Annotated in this window: 20 protein-coding genes; 10 read left to right on the forward strand and 10 right to left on the reverse strand. The window is 41.8% G+C overall.

The features are described 5' to 3' along the window. Positions 1-36: 36 nt before the first annotated feature. Positions 37-1,263: a (E)-4-hydroxy-3-methylbut-2-enyl-diphosphate synthase gene (gene ispG / locus V7K38_RS21570; RefSeq protein WP_334860465.1), complete on the reverse strand. Its 1,227-nt coding sequence runs from the start codon at positions 1,261-1,263 to the stop codon at positions 37-39. 161 nt (positions 1,264-1,424) lie between these two features. Here ispG and V7K38_RS21575 point away from each other — a divergent pair, with 161 nt between their 5' ends. Beyond that, positions 1,425-1,658: a hypothetical protein gene (locus V7K38_RS21575; protein ID WP_334860466.1), complete on the forward strand. Its 234-nt coding sequence runs from the start codon at positions 1,425-1,427 to the stop codon at positions 1,656-1,658. A 209-nt stretch (positions 1,659-1,867) separates the two neighbouring features. Then, entirely contained in the window at positions 1,868-2,911 is a 1,044-nt protein-coding gene (locus tag V7K38_RS21580; RefSeq protein ID WP_334860467.1) for an isochorismatase, read from the forward strand. Between the two features lie 46 nt (positions 2,912-2,957). On the opposite strand, the gene V7K38_RS21585 is transcribed toward V7K38_RS21580, so the two are convergent. Next, entirely contained in the window at positions 2,958-3,872 is a 915-nt protein-coding gene (locus V7K38_RS21585) for a LysM peptidoglycan-binding domain-containing M23 family metallopeptidase (RefSeq protein WP_334860468.1), read from the reverse strand. Positions 3,873-4,114: 242 nt separating this feature from the next. On the opposite strand from V7K38_RS21585, the gene V7K38_RS21590 reads away from it, so the two are divergent. Then, positions 4,115-5,323, forward strand: a complete 1,209-nt coding sequence (locus tag V7K38_RS21590) for an HhoA/HhoB/HtrA family serine endopeptidase (RefSeq protein WP_334860469.1) — start codon at positions 4,115-4,117, stop codon at positions 5,321-5,323. A gap of 552 nt (positions 5,324-5,875) precedes the next feature. Here V7K38_RS21590 and V7K38_RS21595 read toward each other — a convergent pair. The 3 genes from V7K38_RS21595 to ispD all read right to left on the reverse strand — a co-directional run bounded on the left by V7K38_RS21595 (position 5,876) and on the right by ispD (position 7,730). Continuing rightward, positions 5,876-6,223, reverse strand: coding sequence for a DUF760 domain-containing protein (locus V7K38_RS21595; RefSeq protein ID WP_094333219.1), 348 nt, complete (start codon positions 6,221-6,223; stop codon positions 5,876-5,878). 135 nt (positions 6,224-6,358) lie between these two features. Then, positions 6,359-6,895 carry an SMC-Scp complex subunit ScpB gene (gene scpB / locus V7K38_RS21600; protein ID WP_334860470.1) on the reverse strand — a complete coding sequence of 179 codons (537 nt, stop codon included), beginning with the start codon at positions 6,893-6,895 and terminating at the stop codon, positions 6,359-6,361. 151 nt (positions 6,896-7,046) lie between these two features. Next, the gene (ispD, locus tag V7K38_RS21605) at positions 7,047-7,730 is read right to left on the reverse strand and encodes a 2-C-methyl-D-erythritol 4-phosphate cytidylyltransferase (protein WP_334860471.1); all 684 of its coding nucleotides are present in this window, start codon (positions 7,728-7,730) and stop codon (positions 7,047-7,049) included. Between the two features lie 69 nt (positions 7,731-7,799). On the opposite strand from ispD, the gene V7K38_RS21610 reads away from it, so the two are divergent. Next, on the forward strand, positions 7,800-8,759 hold the full coding sequence (locus V7K38_RS21610) for a glycosyltransferase family 9 protein (RefSeq protein ID WP_334860472.1): 960 nt from the start codon (positions 7,800-7,802) through the stop codon (positions 8,757-8,759). A 117-nt stretch (positions 8,760-8,876) separates the two neighbouring features. On the opposite strand, the gene V7K38_RS21615 is transcribed toward V7K38_RS21610, so the two are convergent. Beyond that, the gene (locus V7K38_RS21615) at positions 8,877-9,362 is read right to left on the reverse strand and encodes a CRR6 family NdhI maturation factor (protein WP_334860473.1); all 486 of its coding nucleotides are present in this window, start codon (positions 9,360-9,362) and stop codon (positions 8,877-8,879) included. Positions 9,363-10,200: 838 nt separating this feature from the next. On the opposite strand from V7K38_RS21615, the gene V7K38_RS21620 reads away from it, so the two are divergent. Continuing rightward, positions 10,201-10,647, forward strand: coding sequence for a Fur family transcriptional regulator (locus V7K38_RS21620; protein WP_334860474.1), 447 nt, complete (start codon positions 10,201-10,203; stop codon positions 10,645-10,647). Between the two features lie 110 nt (positions 10,648-10,757). Here the strand turns inward: V7K38_RS21620 and V7K38_RS21625 are convergent, their stop codons facing one another. Genes V7K38_RS21625 through V7K38_RS21635 form a run of 3 tightly spaced genes read right to left on the reverse strand, consistent with a single transcriptional unit; the run spans position 10,758 to position 11,948 of the window. Further along, complete coding sequence (locus V7K38_RS21625) at positions 10,758-11,210, reverse strand: pentapeptide repeat-containing protein (RefSeq protein ID WP_334860475.1); 453 nt, start codon at positions 11,208-11,210, stop codon at positions 10,758-10,760. After that, the gene (locus V7K38_RS21630; protein WP_334860476.1) at positions 11,200-11,697 is read right to left on the reverse strand and encodes a hypothetical protein; all 498 of its coding nucleotides are present in this window, start codon (positions 11,695-11,697) and stop codon (positions 11,200-11,202) included. Before V7K38_RS21630 ends, V7K38_RS21625 begins: the two co-directional genes overlap by 11 nt. A 17-nt stretch (positions 11,698-11,714) precedes the next feature. Continuing rightward, complete coding sequence (locus tag V7K38_RS21635; RefSeq protein ID WP_334860477.1) at positions 11,715-11,948, reverse strand: hypothetical protein; 234 nt, start codon at positions 11,946-11,948, stop codon at positions 11,715-11,717. A 283-nt stretch (positions 11,949-12,231) separates the two neighbouring features. Between V7K38_RS21635 and V7K38_RS21640 the strand changes: the two genes are divergently transcribed. The 3 genes from V7K38_RS21640 (at position 12,232) to V7K38_RS21650 (ending at position 15,658) form a co-directional block, all read left to right on the forward strand. Then, positions 12,232-14,007, forward strand: coding sequence for a DUF3685 domain-containing protein (locus tag V7K38_RS21640; protein WP_334860478.1), 1,776 nt, complete (start codon positions 12,232-12,234; stop codon positions 14,005-14,007). 108 nt (positions 14,008-14,115) lie between these two features. Beyond that, positions 14,116-14,826, forward strand: coding sequence for a diacylglycerol/polyprenol kinase family protein (locus V7K38_RS21645; protein WP_334860480.1), 711 nt, complete (start codon positions 14,116-14,118; stop codon positions 14,824-14,826). Between the two features lie 136 nt (positions 14,827-14,962). After that, positions 14,963-15,658 (forward strand): response regulator transcription factor, encoded by a 696-nt coding sequence (locus tag V7K38_RS21650; protein ID WP_334860482.1) that lies wholly within the window; start codon positions 14,963-14,965, stop codon positions 15,656-15,658. Positions 15,659-16,223: 565 nt separating this feature from the next. Here the strand turns inward: V7K38_RS21650 and V7K38_RS21655 are convergent. Then, the gene (locus V7K38_RS21655) at positions 16,224-16,508 is read right to left on the reverse strand and encodes an Npun_R1517 family heterocyst differentiation transcriptional regulator (protein WP_069070488.1); all 285 of its coding nucleotides are present in this window, start codon (positions 16,506-16,508) and stop codon (positions 16,224-16,226) included. 892 nt (positions 16,509-17,400) lie between these two features. On the opposite strand from V7K38_RS21655, the gene V7K38_RS21660 reads away from it, so the two are divergent. Continuing rightward, the gene (locus V7K38_RS21660; protein WP_334860483.1) at positions 17,401-17,766 is read left to right on the forward strand and encodes an NAD(P)H-quinone oxidoreductase subunit M; all 366 of its coding nucleotides are present in this window, start codon (positions 17,401-17,403) and stop codon (positions 17,764-17,766) included. A 545-nt stretch (positions 17,767-18,311) separates the two neighbouring features. Beyond that, positions 18,312-20,588: a protein phosphatase 2C domain-containing protein gene (locus V7K38_RS21665; protein ID WP_334860485.1), complete on the forward strand. Its 2,277-nt coding sequence runs from the start codon at positions 18,312-18,314 to the stop codon at positions 20,586-20,588. Positions 20,589-20,713 lie beyond the last annotated feature (125 nt).

The raw sequence follows: 20,713 nt of genomic DNA on the forward strand, positions 1-20,713 counted from the left end.
CCCCCTGCCTCCCCTGCCCCCTGCCCCCTGCTCCCTCTACGGTTCTACCCAGCGTTCATCGGACTTAATGAGGTTAATTAATTCCTCTACACCTTTGTCTTCTGGGACTTTTTTAATCTCTTCTCGACCCCGATACAAAGAAATGTAACCAGGTGTTTTGCCTACATAACCATAGTCGGCATCTGCCATTTCACCGGGGCCATTGACAATGCAACCCATAACTGCTATGTCCAGCCCAGTCAGGTGTTTAGTAGCTTCCCTGACTTTGTGCAGGACTTCTTCTAGGTTAAACAAAGTGCGTCCACAGGAAGGACAAGCGACATATTCCACCATCGTTTTTCGCAATCCCAAAGCTTGGAGAATGCTGTAACAAACGGGAATTTCTTTTTCTGGTGCTTCTGTCAATGACACGCGGATTGTATCGCCAATGCCATCAGCAAGTAAGGTTGCAATACCAGCCGTGGATTTAATTCGCCCGTATTCGCCATCACCAGCTTCGGTAACGCCTAAATGTAGCGGATAATCCATACCCAGTTCATCCATGCGCTTGGCAATGAGGCGATAGGCGGCTAGCATCACCGGTACTCGTGAGGCTTTCATCGAAATTACTAAGTTGTGGAAATCCAAAGATTCACAGATGCGAATGAATTCTATGGCAGATTCCACCATTCCTTCTGGGGTGTCACCGTAGGTAAATAGCATCCTCTCGGCTAGAGAACCGTGATTTACCCCAATTCGCATTGATTTATCTTGATCGCGCAAAGAAAGTACTAAAGGTTCTAGGGTTTCGCGGATCTTTTCGCCAATTTCGTCAAATTCGGATTGAGTATACTCAGTTCGATTAACGTTGGGCTTTTCAAAGACATACAACCCCGGATTAATTCGCACTTTTTCTATGTGCTTGGCGACTTCCACAGCGATTTTCAGCCCATTGTGATGGACATCAGCCACAATTGGCACGTCTTGGTAAGTTTTTATTAATTTTTGTTTAATTTCTGCTAAAGCTTTAGCATGAGCCATACTTGGCACTGTGACACGGACAATTTCGCAGCCAATTTCGTGCAGACGACGAATACCAGCCACAGAACCATCAATATCAAGGGTGTCTTCGTTAATCATTGACTGCACTACAACGGGGTAGCCACCGCCAATGGTGACATTTCCTACCTTTACGGGACGGGTTTTACGCCGCTTGATAGTTGTATCAAAGGTAGGTTGGCTTGATGTAGTATTTGAAGTATCTACTATGGGCAGAGTTTGCATAACCTGATTAGGTAAATTTGCTGTGGCTAAAAATATCAGATTTGATAAATCTCTGTTTTCCAGATTGCCACAGCTAGTGCCTCTTTTGGGCGATTAGATAGAAAAAAATAGAGAATGAGTCAGGCAAAGAAATAAAAGTTCTTAAACCTTAGTGAGACTTAATGAAGCGATCGCTCTCTTACTCAGTTACAAATACTATCAGCAGCGCCAATAATTCTATCACGCAACCTTTGATACCTGTAAGTAACTCAATTCTCGATGGTGCAGCTTTAATTACCACTGTACTCTGTAACTATGTGATTTTTCAGCCTCATAGCTGGAAGTTATACAAGCGAGGATTAAATGATACTTATCTAGTCGAAACTGAGGAAGATAGTAAATCTGTTATTTTATAATACAAATATACTATTAAGCGATCGCAACTACCAACAGTTAAATTGGAATTATCACCAAATTGTTTAACTCACGCCCATGCTAGAAAAAACATCCACATTCCAGAAAGCATTTGTTGCTAACTTTAGGTTCTCACGATGATGTTTACTAAATTCATTATTATCCTTAACTAAAGCAAGTCTAATAATTAGAAAATAAGTAGAGATTTTAGATGAATACCCAAATAAAAACCCCACTACCAATTTCCCCTCACTTCAACCCCGACAAAGTGGGCGAAGTCTGGCGTGTACCTTACCAAGAAAGTGCTGCAAAAGCTGAAGTCTGGGCAAAACAACACGATATTAAACCAGCATCTTTAGATAAAACCCGGATTTGTCTATTGTTAATTGATGTCCAAAACACTTTCTGTATTCCAGGATTTGAATTATTTGTAGGTGGAAAATCTGGGAATGGGGCTGTGGATGATAACGTCAGATTGTGTGAATTTATCTATCGTAACTTGGGAGTAATTACAAAAATTGTACCGACTTTAGACACCCACACAGCAACGCAAATCTTCCATCCCATTTTTTGGGTGAACGCCGCCGGAGAACATCCGACTCCAGCCGCGACTAACATCACCACAGCAGACATTGAACAAGGTATCTGGAAGGTTAATCCAGCAGTTGCTGACAGTGTTACTAACGGGGATTATGAATTATTAGAAAAACACGCTTACCATTACATTAGAAAACTCAGTCAAGACGGTAAATATCCGCTCACAATTTGGCCTTATCATTCTATGTTAGGTGGTATAGGTCATGCTTTAGTTTCATCGGTAGAAGAAGCAATATTTTTTCACAACATTGCTCGTCAAAGTCAGACGCAATTTGAAATCAAAGGTGAAAATTCCCTAACAGAAAATTATTCTATTTTACGTCCAGAAGTGTTGGAAGATTTTGAGCAGCGTCCACTTGGTGAAAAAAATACTCGTTTAATTAAGCAGCTTTTAGAATTTGATGCAGTAATTATTGGTGGTCAAGCTAAAAGTCATTGTGTCGCCTGGACAATTGACGATTTATTGACAGAAATTAAACAGGTAGATGCGACCCTTGCGAAAAAAATCTATCTCTTAGAAGATTGCACTTCGCCCGTTGTTGTCCCTGGTATTTTGGACTACACAGAGCAGGCAGATGCAGCATTTGCAAGGTTTGCAGAGGCAGGAATGCACATTGTAAAATCTAACGAAAATATTGAATTTGGGCGTAGGGCGTAGGGCATGGGGCATTGGTTATTTCTTTGTCTCCCTCATCCCATACTCTTCATTTCTTCAAATAATCTTTTGGATCTTGTGCTACCCAACCCAGAGATGAGGTAGAACGGACTTCAAAATGGAGATGGGGTTGAGTGGAAGTTGGTTTTCCAGTAGTGCCTACTGTTCCTAGTAAGTCTCCTTTTTTTACTTGCTGACCGACAGTAACTTTAATACTGTCAAGCTGGGCATAGCGGCTTTGGAGTCCGCCAGGGTGGTTAATAATGACCAACTTGCCATAAGAACCTTGATCGTTAGCAAAGGCTACGGTTCCAGATGCGATCGCTACTACATTACTACCAACTGGTGCTAATAAGTCAACACCACTATGGAAGAAAACTTCACCTGTCGCCGGATTAATTTGCCAGCCGTAAGCTAATCCCACAGTTGCGACTTGTGCCAAGGGATATCCAGACAGGGATGCACGGTTTGGCGTACCTGCATCAGTAGCTAAAGGGGATTTAGTTACAACCCCATTGGGCGACCAATTTACCCCCGGAACAAACACAATTCTGGGGTTTTGTTGGCAGCCATTCACTTCAAAAAGGCTATCAGCCCGGACTTTGTATTGTGCTGCCACTTGCCGCCAAGTTTGACCGCGAGGCACTTCAACTACAATCCCATTGTAGGGAGGAATTTGAAGCACACTACCAACAGGTGCGTTGGTGGAACCCACCGTAGGCATCGCACCATTCTGCAAAGCTGGATTCATGCCAATAATAGTTGTAGGAATGAGATTATAGCGCTGCGCTATGCTCTCTAAAGTTTCGCCACGAACAACTTTATGGCGTTGGAAGCGAGATAGTGCTGGAGTTGGGCAACCACCTACAGCAGCGTTAGCACTTTTCAAGTTTGGCAGTGTGCTTACTAGTCCCAAGGTGCTAATTAAGCTACAGAGAAAAAGTTGACGAAAGGATAAAGTCATGTATACAGGTCAAAAGCGCATTAACTTTAGATTTTAGATGCAGAGTATGGAGATTGGGGAGATGAGGGGGCAGGGAGCAGGGAGCAGGGGAAGAACTATTGAACCATAGCTAATTCCCAATTCCCAATTCCCAATTCCCAATTCCCAATTCCTAATTCCTAGTAAATTGATCTGTCCACTTCCCGTTAGCTTGACTACACTTAGAAATTAGCAACTGCATTGCTCTCTTAAGCAGAATGATTATGAAGTTATCTTTAAAGCAACTAGGCGTTTATGTGTTCTTACTAGTGTTCGGCTGTGGTGCAGGTTTGTTTGGCAGTCGCTATCTTCTGCTACAAAATCCCTCATTCCAACAGTTAAGAAATGTAACAATGGCTTCCCCTCCAGAATCTGTAGTGCCAAATTCTCCTAACGGTGGAATTGCAGCTACTGGAGGCGATAATGTAAATTTTATTGCGATGGCAGTGCAAAAAGTTGGCCCGGCTGTGGTGCGAATTAATGCCACTCGCAAAGTAGCTAATCCGATCTCTGATGCTTTAAAAAATCCCCTCTTGCGGCGATTTTTCGGAGAGGATGAGCAACCAATTCCCGAAGAACGGATTGAGCGCGGTACAGGATCGGGATTTATTTTGAGCGAGGATGGGGAATTACTCACTAACGCTCATGTGGTAGCAGATACAGATACAGTACTAGTCACCCTCAAGGATGGTCGAAGTTTAGAGGGAAAGGTAGTAGGAGTTGATACTGTGACAGATGTGGCGGTGGTAAAAATAAAAGCGAATAATTTACCGACTGTGAAACTAGGCAATTCGCAAAACTTAATACCAGGAGAATGGGCGATCGCAATTGGCAATCCTTTAGGTTTAGATAATACTGTCACTATTGGCATCGTCAGCGCTACCGATCGCACTAGCACTCAAGTTGGTGTCCCAGATAAGCGAGTCACCTTTATCCAAACTGATGCTGCAATTAACCCTGGTAATTCTGGTGGCCCCTTGTTAAACGCTCAAGGCGAAGTGATTGGTGTTAATACTGCCATCCGCGCTGATGCTCAAGGACTTGGTTTTGCCATCCCCATTGAAACCGCCGCCCGCATTGCCAATGAACTTTTTACCAAAGGGCGTGTGGAACATCCCTTCTTAGGTATTGACATGGCAGACCTTTCTCCTAGTAGAAAACAACAGATTAATCAAGAAAATCAACTGAACATTCAGCAGGATGCTGGAATTGTGATTAAAGCAGTCACAGGTGATTCCCCAGCCAAGCGCGGAGGATTGCTTCCTGGAGACGTGATTCAAAAAGTTAACGCTAAACCAGTCAAAACCTCAGCCCAAGTTCAAAAGCTGGTAGAGTCCAGCAAAGTTGGCGACATTTTAGCTATCGAAGTCAACCGTAGCGGGAAAATTCAAACCTTCAAAGTACAATCAGGAGCTTATCCTGAAAGAAAATAGCTCAAAATAATTCATAATTCGTAATGGGCTTCTCTGCGAGACGCTGCGCGAACGCCCCACTACGCTAACGTAAGTAGGCGAGAATAAATCAAACTAGATTAAGTAATGTAAAAAATCTTGAGATTAGTTTGTAGTGAGGATTAAAGTCCTCACTACAAACCTTTAATTATTTACGCCGCTCTACTTAATTCGTAATTAAGGCGTAGGAGTTACCACCAAAATATCTGATTTGGTAGTCAATTAGACAGTGGAGAGTTCGAGCTTCCAATAATACCGGAGCGTAAAGCCTTCTCTTCTTCTATTGGATGATACTTTGCGAAGGAAAGGTTTGTCTGCGACACTTACGCGAACACCAAACGCATAGGAACTCAGGTAGACGCTACGTATAGATCGTTTGTCCGTACAGTACGCTATAGAGGGAGTCAGACGCTCCTACGGATGCTCGTTCCTCGCTAACGCTAATGCAACGCTTACGAGCGTTTTATAACTACGAATTACGAATTACGAATTATTTAGTCACTAGTCCTAGAATGTTTGACTATTGACTATTGATTATTGGCCATTAGACAAATGCTCTAACTGCATTCTTTGTTCCATCTGTCGCAGAAAATACCCTGTCATCATGGCCGACGCTAGAAGCCCAGCTAAATTATCCCGATCTGTTGTGATTTGCACGTTGAAATTTTCTGCCGGGAGCATTCCTACTAGCCCTTGGACATTTTGCGAGATGATTTGTTTAATTTCGGGGCTAGCAGACTGAGCAATCCTCGCTAAAACATCAGGAGACTGATGTTGTAGATATTTGAGTAACTGATTGGGGTATTCCTCAGAGTGGTCGGAAAGAAGTTGATTAGGGTGTTCCTCGGAGTTGTCATTTAAAAAGTCAGGATTAAACACCATTGGCAGTTTTATTTAGCTTAATTGCTAACTCTACTCTAAACCATAGTACAAGGCTAGCGCATTCACCACGGGTATTAAGTCATTGTAATTGGGAATTGGGAATTGGGAATTGGGTATTCCCCTTGTCCCCAGCCTCTACTCTCCACTCCCTACTCCCTCTAGTTCTAGTTCTAGTTGTTCTTCCTTCTGGGTGGTGGAAAGTATTTGTGGGAGTTGTTCGATTTGGAAATACTGATGAAATTTTGGGGTTACTTGGAGTGAGTAGGAGCGAGAATCGCTGTCTCGGCGTTTGCGAATAAAACCAAGTTCTACGAGTTCTGGAACGTGTTGATAAACTCCTGAACCGCGCAGGTTAATTAAGTCGCTCTGGAGTATGGGACTATTGAGGGCGATCGCTGCCAAAGTCCGTAATGCACCTACTCCCAATTCTACTGGTATCATCGTTTGCACTAAATCATGAAAATCAGACCTTAGTTGCAAACTGTAACCATCGGGGGTTTCTATTACCTCTAGGGCGCTATCTCGGTGGGCATAATTGTCCATGAGTTCAATCATGCCTTCTTTGACAGTGGCGCGATCGCACGCGGCATACTCGGCGATTTCGCCGAGCGACAAGGGTTTACCCTTTAAATACAGAATTGCTTCTATCTTCGTCGCTGTGGCTGTAATCATTTAGTAATTAGTCATTAGTCATTGGTCATTGGTCATTAGTACATGACAACTAACAATCAACAAGTGTGTGGCATTATATCGTAAATTGTCAAAATATTGTTAGCCCTCAAATTTAGGATTCCCAATTCCCAATTCCCTAATCCCTAATCCCTCAAACTCCTCTAGTTGTGAGAATAAATTCTGCGATCGCTAAATCTTGGGGAGTTGTCACTTTTAAATTCGTCTCCTCTCCCTCGACAATTCGGACTTCAAGACCGCACTTTTCAAATAAAGCCGCGTCATCAGTTACTTCCCAACCTTGCCGGATACCTTCAGCGTGGCACTGTTTCAACAACTTGACATCAAATCCTTGGGGAGTTTGTGCCGCCCACAATTTTTGTCTATCTGGTGTTTCTTGAATTATGCCTTGTCCATCCACAACTTTGATAGTGTCTTTGACTGGTACACCAGCAATTAAACCGGGACAGTGGCGAATGGCTTCGGCACAAGAGTTAAATAAATCTGGTGTGGCGAGACATCTAGCGCCATCATGAATTAATACTTGTTCTGCGGCTACTGGCAAAGCCTGCAAGCCATTGTAAACAGATTCTTGACGGGTGGAACCACCTTGAATCAATTGCACTGGTTTTGTGAGCTTGATCTCGGCGAGAATTGCCCTGAAGTCTGGCCAATCGGTAGGCTGAGAAATAATCCCGATCCAACTGATTGTATCGGCGGCTTCTGCGGCTAATAGAGTCCAAGCAATAATTGGTTGCGATCGCACTTCTAGAAGGAGTTTATTGCGGTTACTCCCCATTCTTTTTCCGATTCCCGCAGCTGGAATTAGTAAATACACAGAATTCCTCAATCATTAAGCTATATATTTTCCCCTAAAATAAGGAGCGAGTAAGCGTCAATAAATATTATGCGAGTAGTAGCCCTTGTACCTGGCGGAATTGGCGACCAAATTCTCTTCTTTCCGACTCTAGATGACCTGAAGCGCCATTACCCTAACGCTCAGATAGATGTCATTGTTGAACCCCGGTCAAAGGCTGCCTACCGAGTGAGCAAGTCAGTTCACGAGGTGCTGAACTTTGATTTTCAAGACCGTAACAGTCTGGCAGATTGGGGTAATTTGGTCGGGATAATTCGCGATCGCGAATACGATGTTGTCATTGCTGTGAAGCAAATTTGGTTGCTCGGTCTTTTACTCTGGTTGACGGGAATTCCCATACGTATTGGCTACAAAGGCAAAGGTTCGGTTTTTCTGACCCATGCTGTGCCATTTAAAGTATCCCAGTATGCGGCGGCAGTATATCACGATTTGCTGCAACCATTGGAAATAAATAGCCCTGTTCCAGAATTAGCAGTAAATGTGCCAAAACCAGATATTGAGTGGGCACAAAATGAACAAAAACGCTTAGGCGTACATGAAACAGGCTATATCTTGATTCATGGCGGTTCTGGACAGTTATCCCAGGCTAAAGAACTGGATAAAATCTACCCTGTCCAAAGTTGGCATCAAATTATTCAAGGCTTCCAAGACAAGCAGCCGGATCTGCCTGTGGTGGTTGTTAAGGGAATTGACGATGAGCAGTTTGTGCGATCGCTTCTGGGGTCTTCTCCAGATATCAAGGTGACTGCCCCGGATGATATTGGCAAGTTAACTGCTATAATCGCCGGTGCAAATTTGATGTTGTCTACTGATAGTCCGGCACTACAACTGAGTGTTGCAGTCCAAACCTATACCATTGCCCTATTTGGGCCTACCGATCCAGCTAAGTTGTTGCCGAAAAATGACAAATTTCTGCCCATTAAATCCCCTACGGGAAAAACAGAGGATATTTCACCAAACGCAGTTTTAGAGAAAATCTGGGTTGGCTAAACCAGCAGTTTCTCCCAATTTCTGCAATCAGTCTATTGGATATCCAATGTAGTTATGTGTTTGTTGAATGACCGCAAAACCTGGTTGTGACAGCTAGATTTTGCGGTTATTTCAGGATCAAAATATCTCAAAAAAAGCATCATCTAATTCATAACCCAGCATTTGGGCCATGGACTTCAACCGCGAGAGGCTGGGGATATCCTGCTGTTTGAGCCAATCACCTAAAATAAAGATTTTGTGCATCAAAAATATCTCTAAGGCTTCAGGATTATACTGAATACCATCTTTGGAACTGAACTGGTGTGGTACTAGCATGGCGGCATAACGAGCAAATTCTCCAGCTTTCCAATCTAGTAAAAATGCTAACCAGGGGTATTTGGCATCTAGGCGCACAAACCACAGGCGTACTTCTGGAATTTCTGAGAGTTCTCGTGGATCGCCAGGTTCGAGATCGTAATTGATATCAAAGCGTAGCTGCTGTTCATGGGATGCAACCCCATCTTGCAGCAGTTGTTCAATCACCGTTGAGGCAGGCGACAGATCAAGATTGTTAATGAAGTCATTATTGAGTGCGATCGCAATTGTCTTTGACTCAGCAGCCACTTTCTTTTTGCTCAACTGTAGGATCGAGAATCTACAGTAGCAGCTTTCAGGCATTGACGCTACATTAACAATTCGTAATTCCTAATTCCTAATTCCTAAATTAGTATTTATTAATAAGTAGAGCAACGTAAATAATAATTAACATACTTTGATTTATTTAAGACTTACGCAAAACTACACGCGGTAGGGGCAATTCATGAATTGCCCCTATCGGAAAATCAAGGTTTGGGATATTTTTTGCGTAAGTTCTATTATTCTCGACTACTTACTTTTTTGATGTTAATTAATTAACCTAAAACAAGGTTTATAGAAAAGTCTGACCTTCTAGATTCACTCTGGTTACTTCAAATGCTTTTGAATAAATCAAACTATGTTCACTAATATAAAGCTAGATAAATTTAGCTCGTAGTAAGGGATTTAGCCCTTTTCTTAGGAATAAAGTCCTTGCTACAAACATTGAATTGTTTACACCGTTCTACTTACCAAAGTTATGAGGTAAGTGCTGTATTTAACTATTTAACTAAAAAATCACTACACCGATTACATAGTATGCCATTAGCATCAGCCGACTTGAGAAAGGCAACGCCTGCCTCAAGGTGGACATTTATATCAATTTTAAGTTAAAGTTGTAATGAGTTTGTTTTAGATTAAGGTCTGACAAAGTAGCCATCAATAAGCAAAAAATAGATTATTATTTATCGCCACCTGTTACTTCCGCAGCATCACAAGCCAAAACATAAGTACAGGTAGAACAATGGTGTGCAATATTATTGCATATATTAAATAAACAATAAAAATTTAAATGGGAAAATTCCCTCAACAGTTAACAAGCTGTAATATGCAAAAACAAACAATTTCTACAAAACCAATTCGTTCTCTAGAAGATGCGCTAGATAGGTGTCAAATCCTCGGTATGCGCGTTAGTCGTCAGCGTCGCTTTATTCTGGAATTACTTTGGCAAGCAAATGAACATCTTTCTGCTAGAGAGATTTACGATCGCTTGAACCAAGAGGGTAAAGAGATCGGACATACCTCTGTTTATCAAAATTTAGAAGCATTATCCAGTCAGGGCATTATTGAATGTATTGAACGCTGTGATGGGCGTTTATACGGCAATATCAGTGACTCTCACAGTCATATTAACTGTGTGGATACAAATCAAATTCTTGATGTTCATGTAGAACTACCAGAAGATTTGATCCGCAAAATTGAAGAAGAAACAGGAGTGCGAATTACTGAATACAGTATTAATTTTGTTGGCTACCGTAACCCAGAAGACGGTTAGGGACTGGGGACTGGGGACTGGGAGCAAGGGGACTGGGAGCAAGGGGACTGGGCGAAAGGGGACTGGGCGAAAGGGGAAATAACCAATACCCAATGCTCAATGCCTAATTGCTAATATGCATTACTGTCATCAATGGAGTTATTGCCAAAGACTGTTTCATCATCGGCATCATCATATAAACCTACTGGTAAAATTGTGCCTTCGGAGCTTTCAATTACTCCGAAGGCAGGAAGTTTGCTCCAATTATTATCTGGGTTGGTTGTAATTTGGAAAGTGTTTAAGAAGGGTTGCTGCGATCGCAAATTTTTCAGTCTTTGAAACGACTCTTTGGAAAACAAAACACCATTATCAGCAGCTAATTTTTTGTCAGCCTGACCGAGGATAGCATCAAATAAGCAGGCGTTGGTGAGATTGGCTAAATTAAGATTTGTCTCCGTCAGATTAGCTTGTTGGAGGTTTGCGCCTGCGAGGTTCGCCTGTTGCAGGTTGAGTCCAGCCAAATTCGCCCCCATTAACTCGGCATTAGATAAGTTCGTCTGCTGAAGATTTACCCTAGTCAACATTACTTGTAATATTGTAAATATGCTGGGCAGCGCTACTCGGAGAATCAAGCACAAAAGTGAGTGTGCCATAAGCCTCATTCTGGCACTGAGTCAGTAATTTCAACTCAGCAGTCACAGCTTTAGCACAAAGAAATTCTCCTAACTTAATATGCGAAAACTCAATTAAATTAGTTTTTTCTGCACTTTCTAAATCCTGAATTTTAAAATAAAACCTTGGTAAAGAATTAAATTCACCAGCTAAATTAATTTGATGACGTTGCGAGTGTAGAATTTTAAGAGCGATCGCTTGCATCTGCTCAAGTAAATATTGGGGATGACGATTAGCGAGTAAATTAGCGATCGCTTCTGGAGTCCGGTTGATATGAACTGTTCCTGAGCGTAATAGCATCGTTTTGATCCTACCAGTTAGCGGATAGCCCAACAACCATCGGCTCAGGCGATGATAAATTTCCCATAACAGAGAAGACTTTGGAGTGCTAGCAGCCAATTGCAATACTTCATCATTTAGCAGTCCGTCTCGGTGTAAGCTTTTTTATCTAAATCAAAAATACTTTCCTCTATTGGCAAGCCTTTTTGTGACACATAGATATCCTTGAGAGTAAAGGATTCTATAAGTAAAGGCATACTGAGATTTTTAATCAAACTTGCACGGTAATGTTCTCGATGCAAGTCAATTTTCTCACCAACTGGAGAACCGACTTCTGGAGCGATCAAACTAGGACATAATGAAATCCCCAAAAGGCATAAGGCTTTTGACTTCCATATCCTGAAAAATCCGGTAGGCAATACCTGCCAATTGCCCCGCCGAAAATCCGCTAATTTAATTGATTGCGATATAGCGTTCTGCCAACCAGTGCCGAATACTCAAGTTCATTTAATTACACAGTGACAGCTGTTTATGGCAATTATGATCGATTTATCAGTTTGCGAAAACAGGTAACAATGAGGGAGACAAAGTTTTGTTTGTATGAAAGTTGTTTTCTTATTGGTAAAAAACAGTGCTTGTGTAATTGAATAGACTATGAGCGATCGCCATTTAAAATTATTGTTATTCGACCAAGACCCGATTTTTCGTCTGGGATTACGGGTAGCTCTGGAAGCAATTCCTAACCTGGAAGTAACAGGAGTAGTAGAAAGTGATACCAGCACTTTGCAGATTTTAGCAGAAATTGCCCAAAAAGACCCTAAACAGGTAAATTTACTGGTTTTGGAATTCGGTAATGGTCGCTCTACCACCAGCCAGCAGCTAGGTTTACAATTCTGTCGGCAACTCAAAGCCTTATATCCCAATCTGCCAATTTTGCTTCTTAGTTCTGTTCAAGAACAAGGACTACTATTAGCTGCCAAATCTGTTGGTGTAAATGGCTACTGCCCCAAAGGTACACCACTTCCTGAGTTAGTCGCCGCCATGCAAGAAGTTGCAGATGGTGGTTTCTATTGGTTTCGAGACATCGAAGCGATGGCTTTGCCAACGCCAAGGGCGAACGCAACTCCTCACTCCTCACTCCTCACTTCTAACTCTTCCCCACTCCCTTTTTCTAAACTACGAAATAATTTACGTTTGTCAGGTATTACTTACATTGACGCTACCCTAGCCGCAGTCACAGCACAATTACAAGTTCCCGGATTACCAGTATTAGATCGAGCAATTCTAGCTGGACAGAGGCGAGAACTCTTAGCGGCTCGTTGGTTGCTAAATCGGTTGTTAGTTTCATCACAAGAAAGGCAAGAGGAACATATTCCCGTTGCCGAGCAGCCGCTCACCCCTTCATTGAGTAGTGCTATTCAGCAAAGGCAAACTGTCTCACCATTGCTTAGTCCCGGAACACTACAATCTGAATTGTTTGCATCTTGTATTACCAAATTTCAATTTCCTTTACGAAATGTCACAGATGTACCTTTAGAAATTGACATCTTTCGTGAAGATAAAAAACGAGAATTGTTTTATCTTATCCTACAAAAATTGTCTCAACAGTTGGATGAACTGCGTGCGTCTCAAATCGAAATTAATCAATTACATGAAGTTAAAATTACCTTATTATACGATTTATGGCAAGGATCAATTACAGACTTTTTTGGGAGATTTTCTCGAATAAAAATAGGAAATAAAAATATAGAAATTGTTAATTTATTACTAAAAAATACAGAAGTAGTGCAAAGAGATATTCTCAATAATATCCCGTTAGTTTGTGAGTTGTATTCTTATCTACTATTTCAAACAGAATTGAACATTGATAATACCTCATATCCAGTAATGAGTGCTGAAGCCAAGTCCCAAACACTAATGATTTTAGAGAACTTGTTGATTCAGATAGCAAACGCGGTAGTGCAACCACTGTTAAATTCTTTAGCAGATGTGGAAGTGATTAAACAAAATTTATATGGGCGGCAATTTATTTCCACAAGAGAGATTGAACGTTTTAGAAATGATTTGTCGTGGAAATATCGCTTAAAAAATTATATAGATGAGCCGAAAGCAGTTTTTGAAAGTCGCTACGAACTATTTGTAATTGCACCTCGTGGTATTGCCAACACTTCAGTTTATGCGCCCCGAAATCAGGAGTTAGCAAAACTTTCTAATATTCCCTTAATAGTGACATTGCTTCTAGAATTTAGTGATGCGATCGCACCGCGCTTAAAATCACTCTTATCTTTTGTAGGTAGCGGTATAGTCTTCATCCTTACCCAAATAATTGGTAGAGGTTTAGGGTTAATCGGTCGTGGTATTCTTCAAGGTATTGGTAGCGTTTCGTTACTAGAAAAGAACCTGAGACGAAATAGCGATCGCACTAAATGAACAAGCAGCACAACAAGGGAAGAAGCAAGGGAGCAGGGAGATTACTTTTCCCCTCCGCTCTTTTCAATTCCCAATGCCCAATGCCCAATGACCAATGACCAATGACCAATGACAAACAATGATTTTATCGGGCTAGCAATTTCTTATATTTACGCGATTAGTCTGCTCGTTATTGGCGAGGGACTCCGTAGGCTGTTTAATGTAAAGCCGGATTTGACCCGCAAGATGATCCATATTGGTGCAGGGATGTGGGTTTTCGGTGTTCTGCTGCTGTTTAACCGGTGGGAAATTGGCATTATACCCTTTGCTACCTTTATCGGACTTCACTACCTGTTGTACCGCTACCGAATTATTGGCGCAATGGATAGTGAAGATAGCTCACCCGGTACAGTTTATTTCGCTATCTCAGTAACGCTGCTTTTCGGACTACTGTGGCGACCAGACGGGCCAGTAGATAGTGTGCCAATTGCTGTAGCTGGAATAATGGCGATGACCTGGGGTGACGCACTAGCAGCATTAATCGGTAGACGCTTCGGGCAGCATAAGTATCAAGTAGGAAATTCTGTGCGTTCCTGGGAGGGTTCGGCAGCAATGTTTGTGGCGAGTGCAGTGGCAATTTTCTTGGTGCTGTTGCTGCTACCAGGTTCGTCACTTAGCCCCCTGGCAAGACCTTTTAGTTTAGGATGGGCTTTGTTGACTACACTAATAACTGCTACTTTCGCCACCCTAGCAGAAGCAGTCTCACCCCACGGCACAGATAATATCAGCGTACCTCTAGTAGCTGCGGGGGTAGTTTGGGTTGTCATGCAGGGATTTTAAGAAGAAAGTGAGTTCTAAATTCCTACCTCCTTTCTCCTGCCTTCAGCTTCCTTTACAAGGCATTACAACAATCCTCTTGTTAAATCACCGTCAACTTTCGCTAAATTGGAAAAGGGAAAACTCAAGGAAATTTTAAATGTCAGCACAATTGTTACTGGTGGATGATGAACCAGGGATACGGGAAGCCGTGAAAGACTATTTGCAAGAGAGCGGTTTCAGCGTTCAAGTCGCCAGTAACGCCCTTGAAGGTTGGGAATGGATGCAGATGAATACACCTGATTTAGTGATTTCTGATGTCATGATGCCCCAGGTAGATGGCTACCAGTTCCTTAAGCAACTGCGAGAAGACCCTCGCTTTCAGGCACTGCCGGTAGTATTTTTAACTGCTAAGGGTATGACAGGCGATCGCATCCAAGGATATCATGCTGGTGTTGATGCCTATCTTCCCAAACCCTTCGATCCAGATGAGTTAGTCGCCATAGTCGAAAATTTGCTAGCCCGCCGCATCGCTAAGTCCGCAAGTACAGGAGATGATGCTGAAACCCCCGATCTTGCTGAACTAGCCAATCAGATTGCCCAAATCAAGGCATTGTTAACTCAAAGAAATGCCATTTCCCAATCGCCAGCCCCTTTTAAAATTGATTTGACTCCCAGAGAACAAAGTGTTTTAAACTTGGTCGCGGAAGGGTTGATGAATAAAGAAATTGCCCGTCGTTTGGAAACCAGTGTCCGCAATGTAGAAAAGTACGTTAGCCGTTTGTTTAGTAAAACTGGAACCAATAGCCGTACAGAGTTAGTTCGTTTTGCTCTAGAACACGGTCTGGCTAAATAAGTATTGGGCATTGGGCATTGGGCATTGGGCATTGGGCATTGGGCATTGGTTATTAATTATTCTCCTATCTCCCTCATCCCCCCATTCCACCTCTCCTGGGTAATTGGTAATAGGTAACTGGCTGCTAAACCATAACCTACTACCAGTAATCGATAAAACATAAGTATTTCAGCAAATCAGGCACTTAGCTAAAGTCAAAAGCTAAAAGAAAGTTTATTTATATTTACTTTGGTCTTTTAGGTTTTCATTGGATTCGCGCCTGTTGTCCACTTCCCCGTCTGTAAAGACACAGAATTTTGTTCTTCCTGCAATGTTTTGATAAAAACTCGGTAAAATGCACCCGGCTGAGTTGACTCTTAGATTCTACCAGTACCCTTTGCTACAAAGTTTTTAATAGAGGAAACTGTTTCTGGGACTTTGTGCTGCTAAATAAGACTTTCACAAAGTAGAAATCACAATATCTGATGAATCCTACTCGCTGATTAGTTTTTATTGCAACAAAGCTATAGGATCAACATTTGATTTGATGCCCAATTCATGTTTTCTCACTACTTAAATTACACTTTTAAGTTTGTGGATTTTCAGCAGCATTACGTAAGCGCATAAGCTGACGGCGCATTTGAGGAGAAGCTTTAAACTCAGACACTTCCTGCGCTTTAACGGAAGCTTGTAGTGTCTCTAGAAAGTCATCAGAACCTTCGGTTAAAGCATCAAGTAGCACCTGTAAGAGTTGTTCGCGATCGCTCAATAGACTCTTTTCCTCAATCAACCGGAATTTGAGATGGATTTCGCACTCATAAACACCTACTTCGAGATTATTTATCTGGCGTGGTAATGCTTTGGAGTTCATAACTATTGAGATTCCTTTACTTGGTTGTTATGAGGATAAGGAGGTAGATGTCCAGCAAAAATTCGTTATATCTCTTTTGAATTCAAAGTGCTTGAATTAAGAATTTTTCTTCATCAATCACTCTTGTATTCCATTTCCCTCTCCTGTGTTTTGTTTATAAGCTAAATTTTCACCGTCTAGATTTTGATGTTCCTGCACCAGGTGTAGCTTATGGTAAGCCATAACCATTATTCAGTTTTTAAGATTCTACACAATAAAGTTTCTGTAAGAAGTTGTGCAACCTTTTTAAAGGTGTTTACATCAACTTTATGTGAACGTTGATAAAAGTTTGACTTGTTACCTTAATTTTAGTGTTTATACGTAAGTAAAATCGCTTAATTTTCTGGAACTTATTACAGCCAGAGGTCGATGTAGCACTATTCAGTAAAATTACTTGATGTACGTTTTTTGCAATAGAAAATTCCGAATAAATTAGTGAGCATAATTATTAAAATCAAAACTTTTGTTCTCCATCAAAAAATGTAGACAGATCAATTTATTCCTAGTGAGTGCCTGACATTACTGGTTTTTCGGCTTCATAAGTACGAAAATCCCTACCATTAGGTAAGATTCACACACCGCTTTGACTTGTTTGTATACGCCAAATAAAAATACTTTCCCCAGAAATTTTTACAAAAAATAATGGGACTACTGTCAGTACAAGCCGCTAATTGTGTCTTCAACTCCTAACAGTAGTAGTAAGTTAATCAGTAAAAGTGATATTTTTACTTATGCCCATTCAATATACCCTTTTGAAACTGCGTTCAAAGCTTGTAAATTGAGAGCATTCATAGATTGAATATAGCGTTTACAATAATTTCAGTGTAATCCACCGAAATCTTACACCCTTTTTATGGATAACCCGATGCTGCTCAAGTCCACAACCCGGCATGTTCGCATTTTTGCAGGCGAAATTGACCGGGATGGCGACCTGGTTCCAAGTCAACAGGTCTTAACGTTAGATATTGACCCAGATAACGAATTTAACTGGAATGAAGATGCACTGCAAAAAGTTTATCGAAAATTTGATGAACTAGTAGAAGCATCTAGTGGCGAAGACCTCACGGACTATAACTTGCGGCGTGTGGGGTCAGACTTAGAGCATTATCTGCGATCGCTTCTCCAACTCGGCGAAATCAGCTACAATCTTTCTGCCCGCGTTACCAACTACAGTATGGGAGTCCCTCAAGTTGCTATTGACGACAAGCAGACTGTCTAAAACTTTCTGAAAATCTAGGCAATCTGGAAAAGCCTGCGAAAAACCTAACTCTCTTTCCTTATTGGGAAGGTGGAAAATTTAAAATATCTCTCCTGGTAGGAGAGATATTTTAGAGAGAAGTTTTCTTCTTTGGTTAGGTACTTTTGCGAAAAATATATTTGCTATTCTTAATTCTTAATTAAAGTTAATTGTTGCTATCTTACTTATAAACTAAATAAATGCCAACACGATCTGCCTGTTGATGATGCGATAATTCAGCAAAAGCTTGGGGCGCAGTTATGCTTGGGTTATGCTTTGGTAACAGGGTTGGAGCTAGTTGCTTTAGCGATGGATAGTCACAGAGCAATAGAAGCTATGATGAGGCTGTAGGGTTGACTGGGGAGCGGATTTTTTGGATAAGTTTAAGTATTAGCACCTGCTGATATCCGCCAGCTAAAATCATCATCTAAAGTCTGGATATGTCAAGTTTAAGAAATATGAGCGGTCTAGATTGTCCCCACTAATGCTGTTAAAGAAATTGCCAATCGCTGATCGGTGCGAAAACTATGGAAAATGACGCGGCAACGCTCTACTGTCCAAACGAAAATTGTCAGGCTCCCAACCCTCTGACTCACAAGTTTTGCCAACGATGCTCCACGCCCTTACCCAAAAATTACCTCTGGGCTGTGGTAGATGCCCCAAGTGTGGGTAGCCCTGGAGAAATATTAGCCGATCGCTATTTAGTTCTTGATAAATTTGTTCTTTTAGACACAAAACCTGGTTTATTAGCGTTAACGCCGGAGTTAGAGAACTTACAGCCTCTAAGAGCTTACCTGAGACTCATTCCCTACCGCTTACATGTACCACAGGTATATGGAGTGATTTTTATAGCTGACGAGTCCTCCCATGAAAAAGAAATATTACTCTTAGAAAAACCGCCACTATTAAAACCGCCACTATTAGTAGATGAAACAATTCAACAAGTGTATTTGGGCAACGAGTTAACCACCGCTTGGCGTGATGCAACATCAATGCGCCAACTCAATTGGTTATGGCAAATAGCTCATCTGTGGCAACCTCTGGCAAGTGAAGGTGTCGCTTCTAGCTTGCTTGACTCTTATGTATTACGGGTAGAAGGATCGTTAGTCCGTTTATTGGATTTGCGTTTTGACAGCGAAATCTCACCAGAATTGCCGCAACTAGGAGAATTTTGGCAGCAGTTAGTACATGAAGCCAAACCAGCCATAACTGAATTTGTGAATCACGTTAGCCTTTCTTTGATTCAGGGAGAAATTAATTCAACTGACCAATTAATTGGAGTTTTAGATGGGGGACTGGCAGGGTTAGGGCGATCGCAAACGCCCACGATCCAAATTATTACCAAAACTGACACTGGGCCAAGTCGCCAACGCAATGAAGATGCCTGTAGCCCCCCTAGTGGAACTTTGGTAAGCAAACCACCCCAGCCAACAGCTTTAGCAATTGTCTGTGATGGTATCGGTGGACACGAAGGTGGCAATGTCGCCTCAAATTTAGCCATTGAAACCATCCAGCAGCAGGTACAGCAACTAACAAAAGTTCCTTATGACCATATCGACCCGTCATTACTGCTTAATGACCTAGAAAAGGCAGTGGCAATTGCCAATGATAAAATTAGTCAGCGCAATGACGGTGAAAATCGCCAAGGGCGGCAGCGCATGGGTACAACTTTAGTCATGGCATTGCCTGTTGCCCACGAAATGTACATTACCCACGTAGGTGATAGTCGTGCTTACTGGATTACCCGCCACGGCTGTTATCAAGTTACCCTTGATGATGATGTCGCTTCCCGTGAGGTGCGGCTAGGCTATGCCATTTACCGCGATGCTGTACAACAAAGTTCTGCTGGTTCTCTCGTCCAGGCTTTAGGTATGGGGCCTAGCACTTCATTACACCCCACATCAACAAGGTTTATGCTCGACGAAGATGCTATTTTTCTGCTCACATCCGATGGTTTGAGTGATTTTGATCGGGTGGAAGAATACTGGGAAACAGAAATCTTACCGATTCTACTTGGGGAAACAAATATTGCCAATGTTGCGGATAGATTAATCGAAATCGCTAATACTAAAAATGGACACGATAATGTCACCATCGCTTTAGTCCATTATCAAGTCCAATACTGGGAACCAGAAATTACCATCAAAGCTTTTATTCCAGAGAGTTATTCTGCCAAAACTGTTGATTTGGAATCCAGGGCGACAGACGCAACACTTTTAGGTAGCCCAAACCAGAAAACTCAGGTGATTCCAGATACTGAGCCTGCTAAACCTGTGCAATTACCGCTACAGTGGATTGTTCCTTTAATATTTGTGATAGTTGCAGGCTCTTTAGGATTGTTCGTGAAGGAATGGCGATCGCCATCAGGCTTACTTCCATTTTTTCCAAATCCTACTCCAACTCGCAACGGTAGCATCGAAGCGACACCCCCAGCGCGATCGCTTAATAATCTTTCTCCTGGCTGGGTAATTAAAACCAAAAATCAAATCTCCTTGGGAAACAACGAATCACTTCCTCCTGGAGTTTTTTTACAAGTTATCGAAACCAAACCAAATCCCAAACCTGCTTCTGGCGACTTTGAGGTACATTTTTTGCAGCGTTGCTTGAATCCAGCCACCACAACTTCAATAAATCCCCAGAACCCTCTAGATACTAATAAGCCTTTGCAGGAAGCAAATAAAAAAATATGGATTAAATTCTCTCAAATTCAAAACTCTGAGGTGTTGGAACCAAACCAATCGCCCTCATGTAATACTTTGCCGCAACCGCCAGCTAATCAATCACCCCGCACCAGTCCAACTTAGTCAAATACTCGATAAACTGGTAAAGACCTGGAATAATAACAAGTAACAACCAAAGTAAAAAACTTGTAAGGTAAAAAAAGTATCCAATTTCTACCTTTAAAATTTTTATTTGGAATTATTTGTTT

It is taken from the genome of Nostoc sp. (assembly GCF_036917465.1).
GTDB lineage: Bacteria > Cyanobacteriota > Cyanobacteriia > Cyanobacteriales > Nostocaceae > Nostoc.

Coding starts and splice junctions, on each gene's coding strand:
- V7K38_RS21610 (WP_334860472.1), top strand. CDS start 7,800: ATGCGAGTAGTAGCCCTTGTACCTGGCGGAATTGGCGACCAAATTCTC.
- V7K38_RS21575 (WP_334860466.1), top strand. CDS start 1,425: ATGAAGCGATCGCTCTCTTACTCAGTTACAAATACTATCAGCAGCGCC.
- V7K38_RS21620 (WP_334860474.1), top strand. CDS start 10,201: ATGCAAAAACAAACAATTTCTACAAAACCAATTCGTTCTCTAGAAGAT.
- V7K38_RS21580 (WP_334860467.1), top strand. CDS start 1,868: ATGAATACCCAAATAAAAACCCCACTACCAATTTCCCCTCACTTCAAC.
- V7K38_RS21625 (WP_334860475.1), bottom strand. CDS start 11,210: ATGTTGACTAGGGTAAATCTTCAGCAGACGAACTTATCTAATGCCGAG.
- V7K38_RS21585 (WP_334860468.1), bottom strand. CDS start 3,872: ATGACTTTATCCTTTCGTCAACTTTTTCTCTGTAGCTTAATTAGCACC.
- V7K38_RS21640 (WP_334860478.1), top strand. CDS start 12,232: ATGAGCGATCGCCATTTAAAATTATTGTTATTCGACCAAGACCCGATT.
- V7K38_RS21645 (WP_334860480.1), top strand. CDS start 14,116: ATGACAAACAATGATTTTATCGGGCTAGCAATTTCTTATATTTACGCG.
- ispG (WP_334860465.1), bottom strand. CDS start 1,263: ATGCAAACTCTGCCCATAGTAGATACTTCAAATACTACATCAAGCCAA.
- V7K38_RS21665 (WP_334860485.1), top strand. CDS start 18,312: ATGGAAAATGACGCGGCAACGCTCTACTGTCCAAACGAAAATTGTCAG.
- V7K38_RS21650 (WP_334860482.1), top strand. CDS start 14,963: ATGTCAGCACAATTGTTACTGGTGGATGATGAACCAGGGATACGGGAA.
- V7K38_RS21595 (WP_094333219.1), bottom strand. CDS start 6,223: ATGGTGTTTAATCCTGACTTTTTAAATGACAACTCCGAGGAACACCCT.
- V7K38_RS21655 (WP_069070488.1), bottom strand. CDS start 16,508: ATGAACTCCAAAGCATTACCACGCCAGATAAATAATCTCGAAGTAGGT.
- V7K38_RS21590 (WP_334860469.1), top strand. CDS start 4,115: ATGAAGTTATCTTTAAAGCAACTAGGCGTTTATGTGTTCTTACTAGTG.
- scpB (WP_334860470.1), bottom strand. CDS start 6,895: ATGATTACAGCCACAGCGACGAAGATAGAAGCAATTCTGTATTTAAAG.
- V7K38_RS21660 (WP_334860483.1), top strand. CDS start 17,401: ATGGATAACCCGATGCTGCTCAAGTCCACAACCCGGCATGTTCGCATT.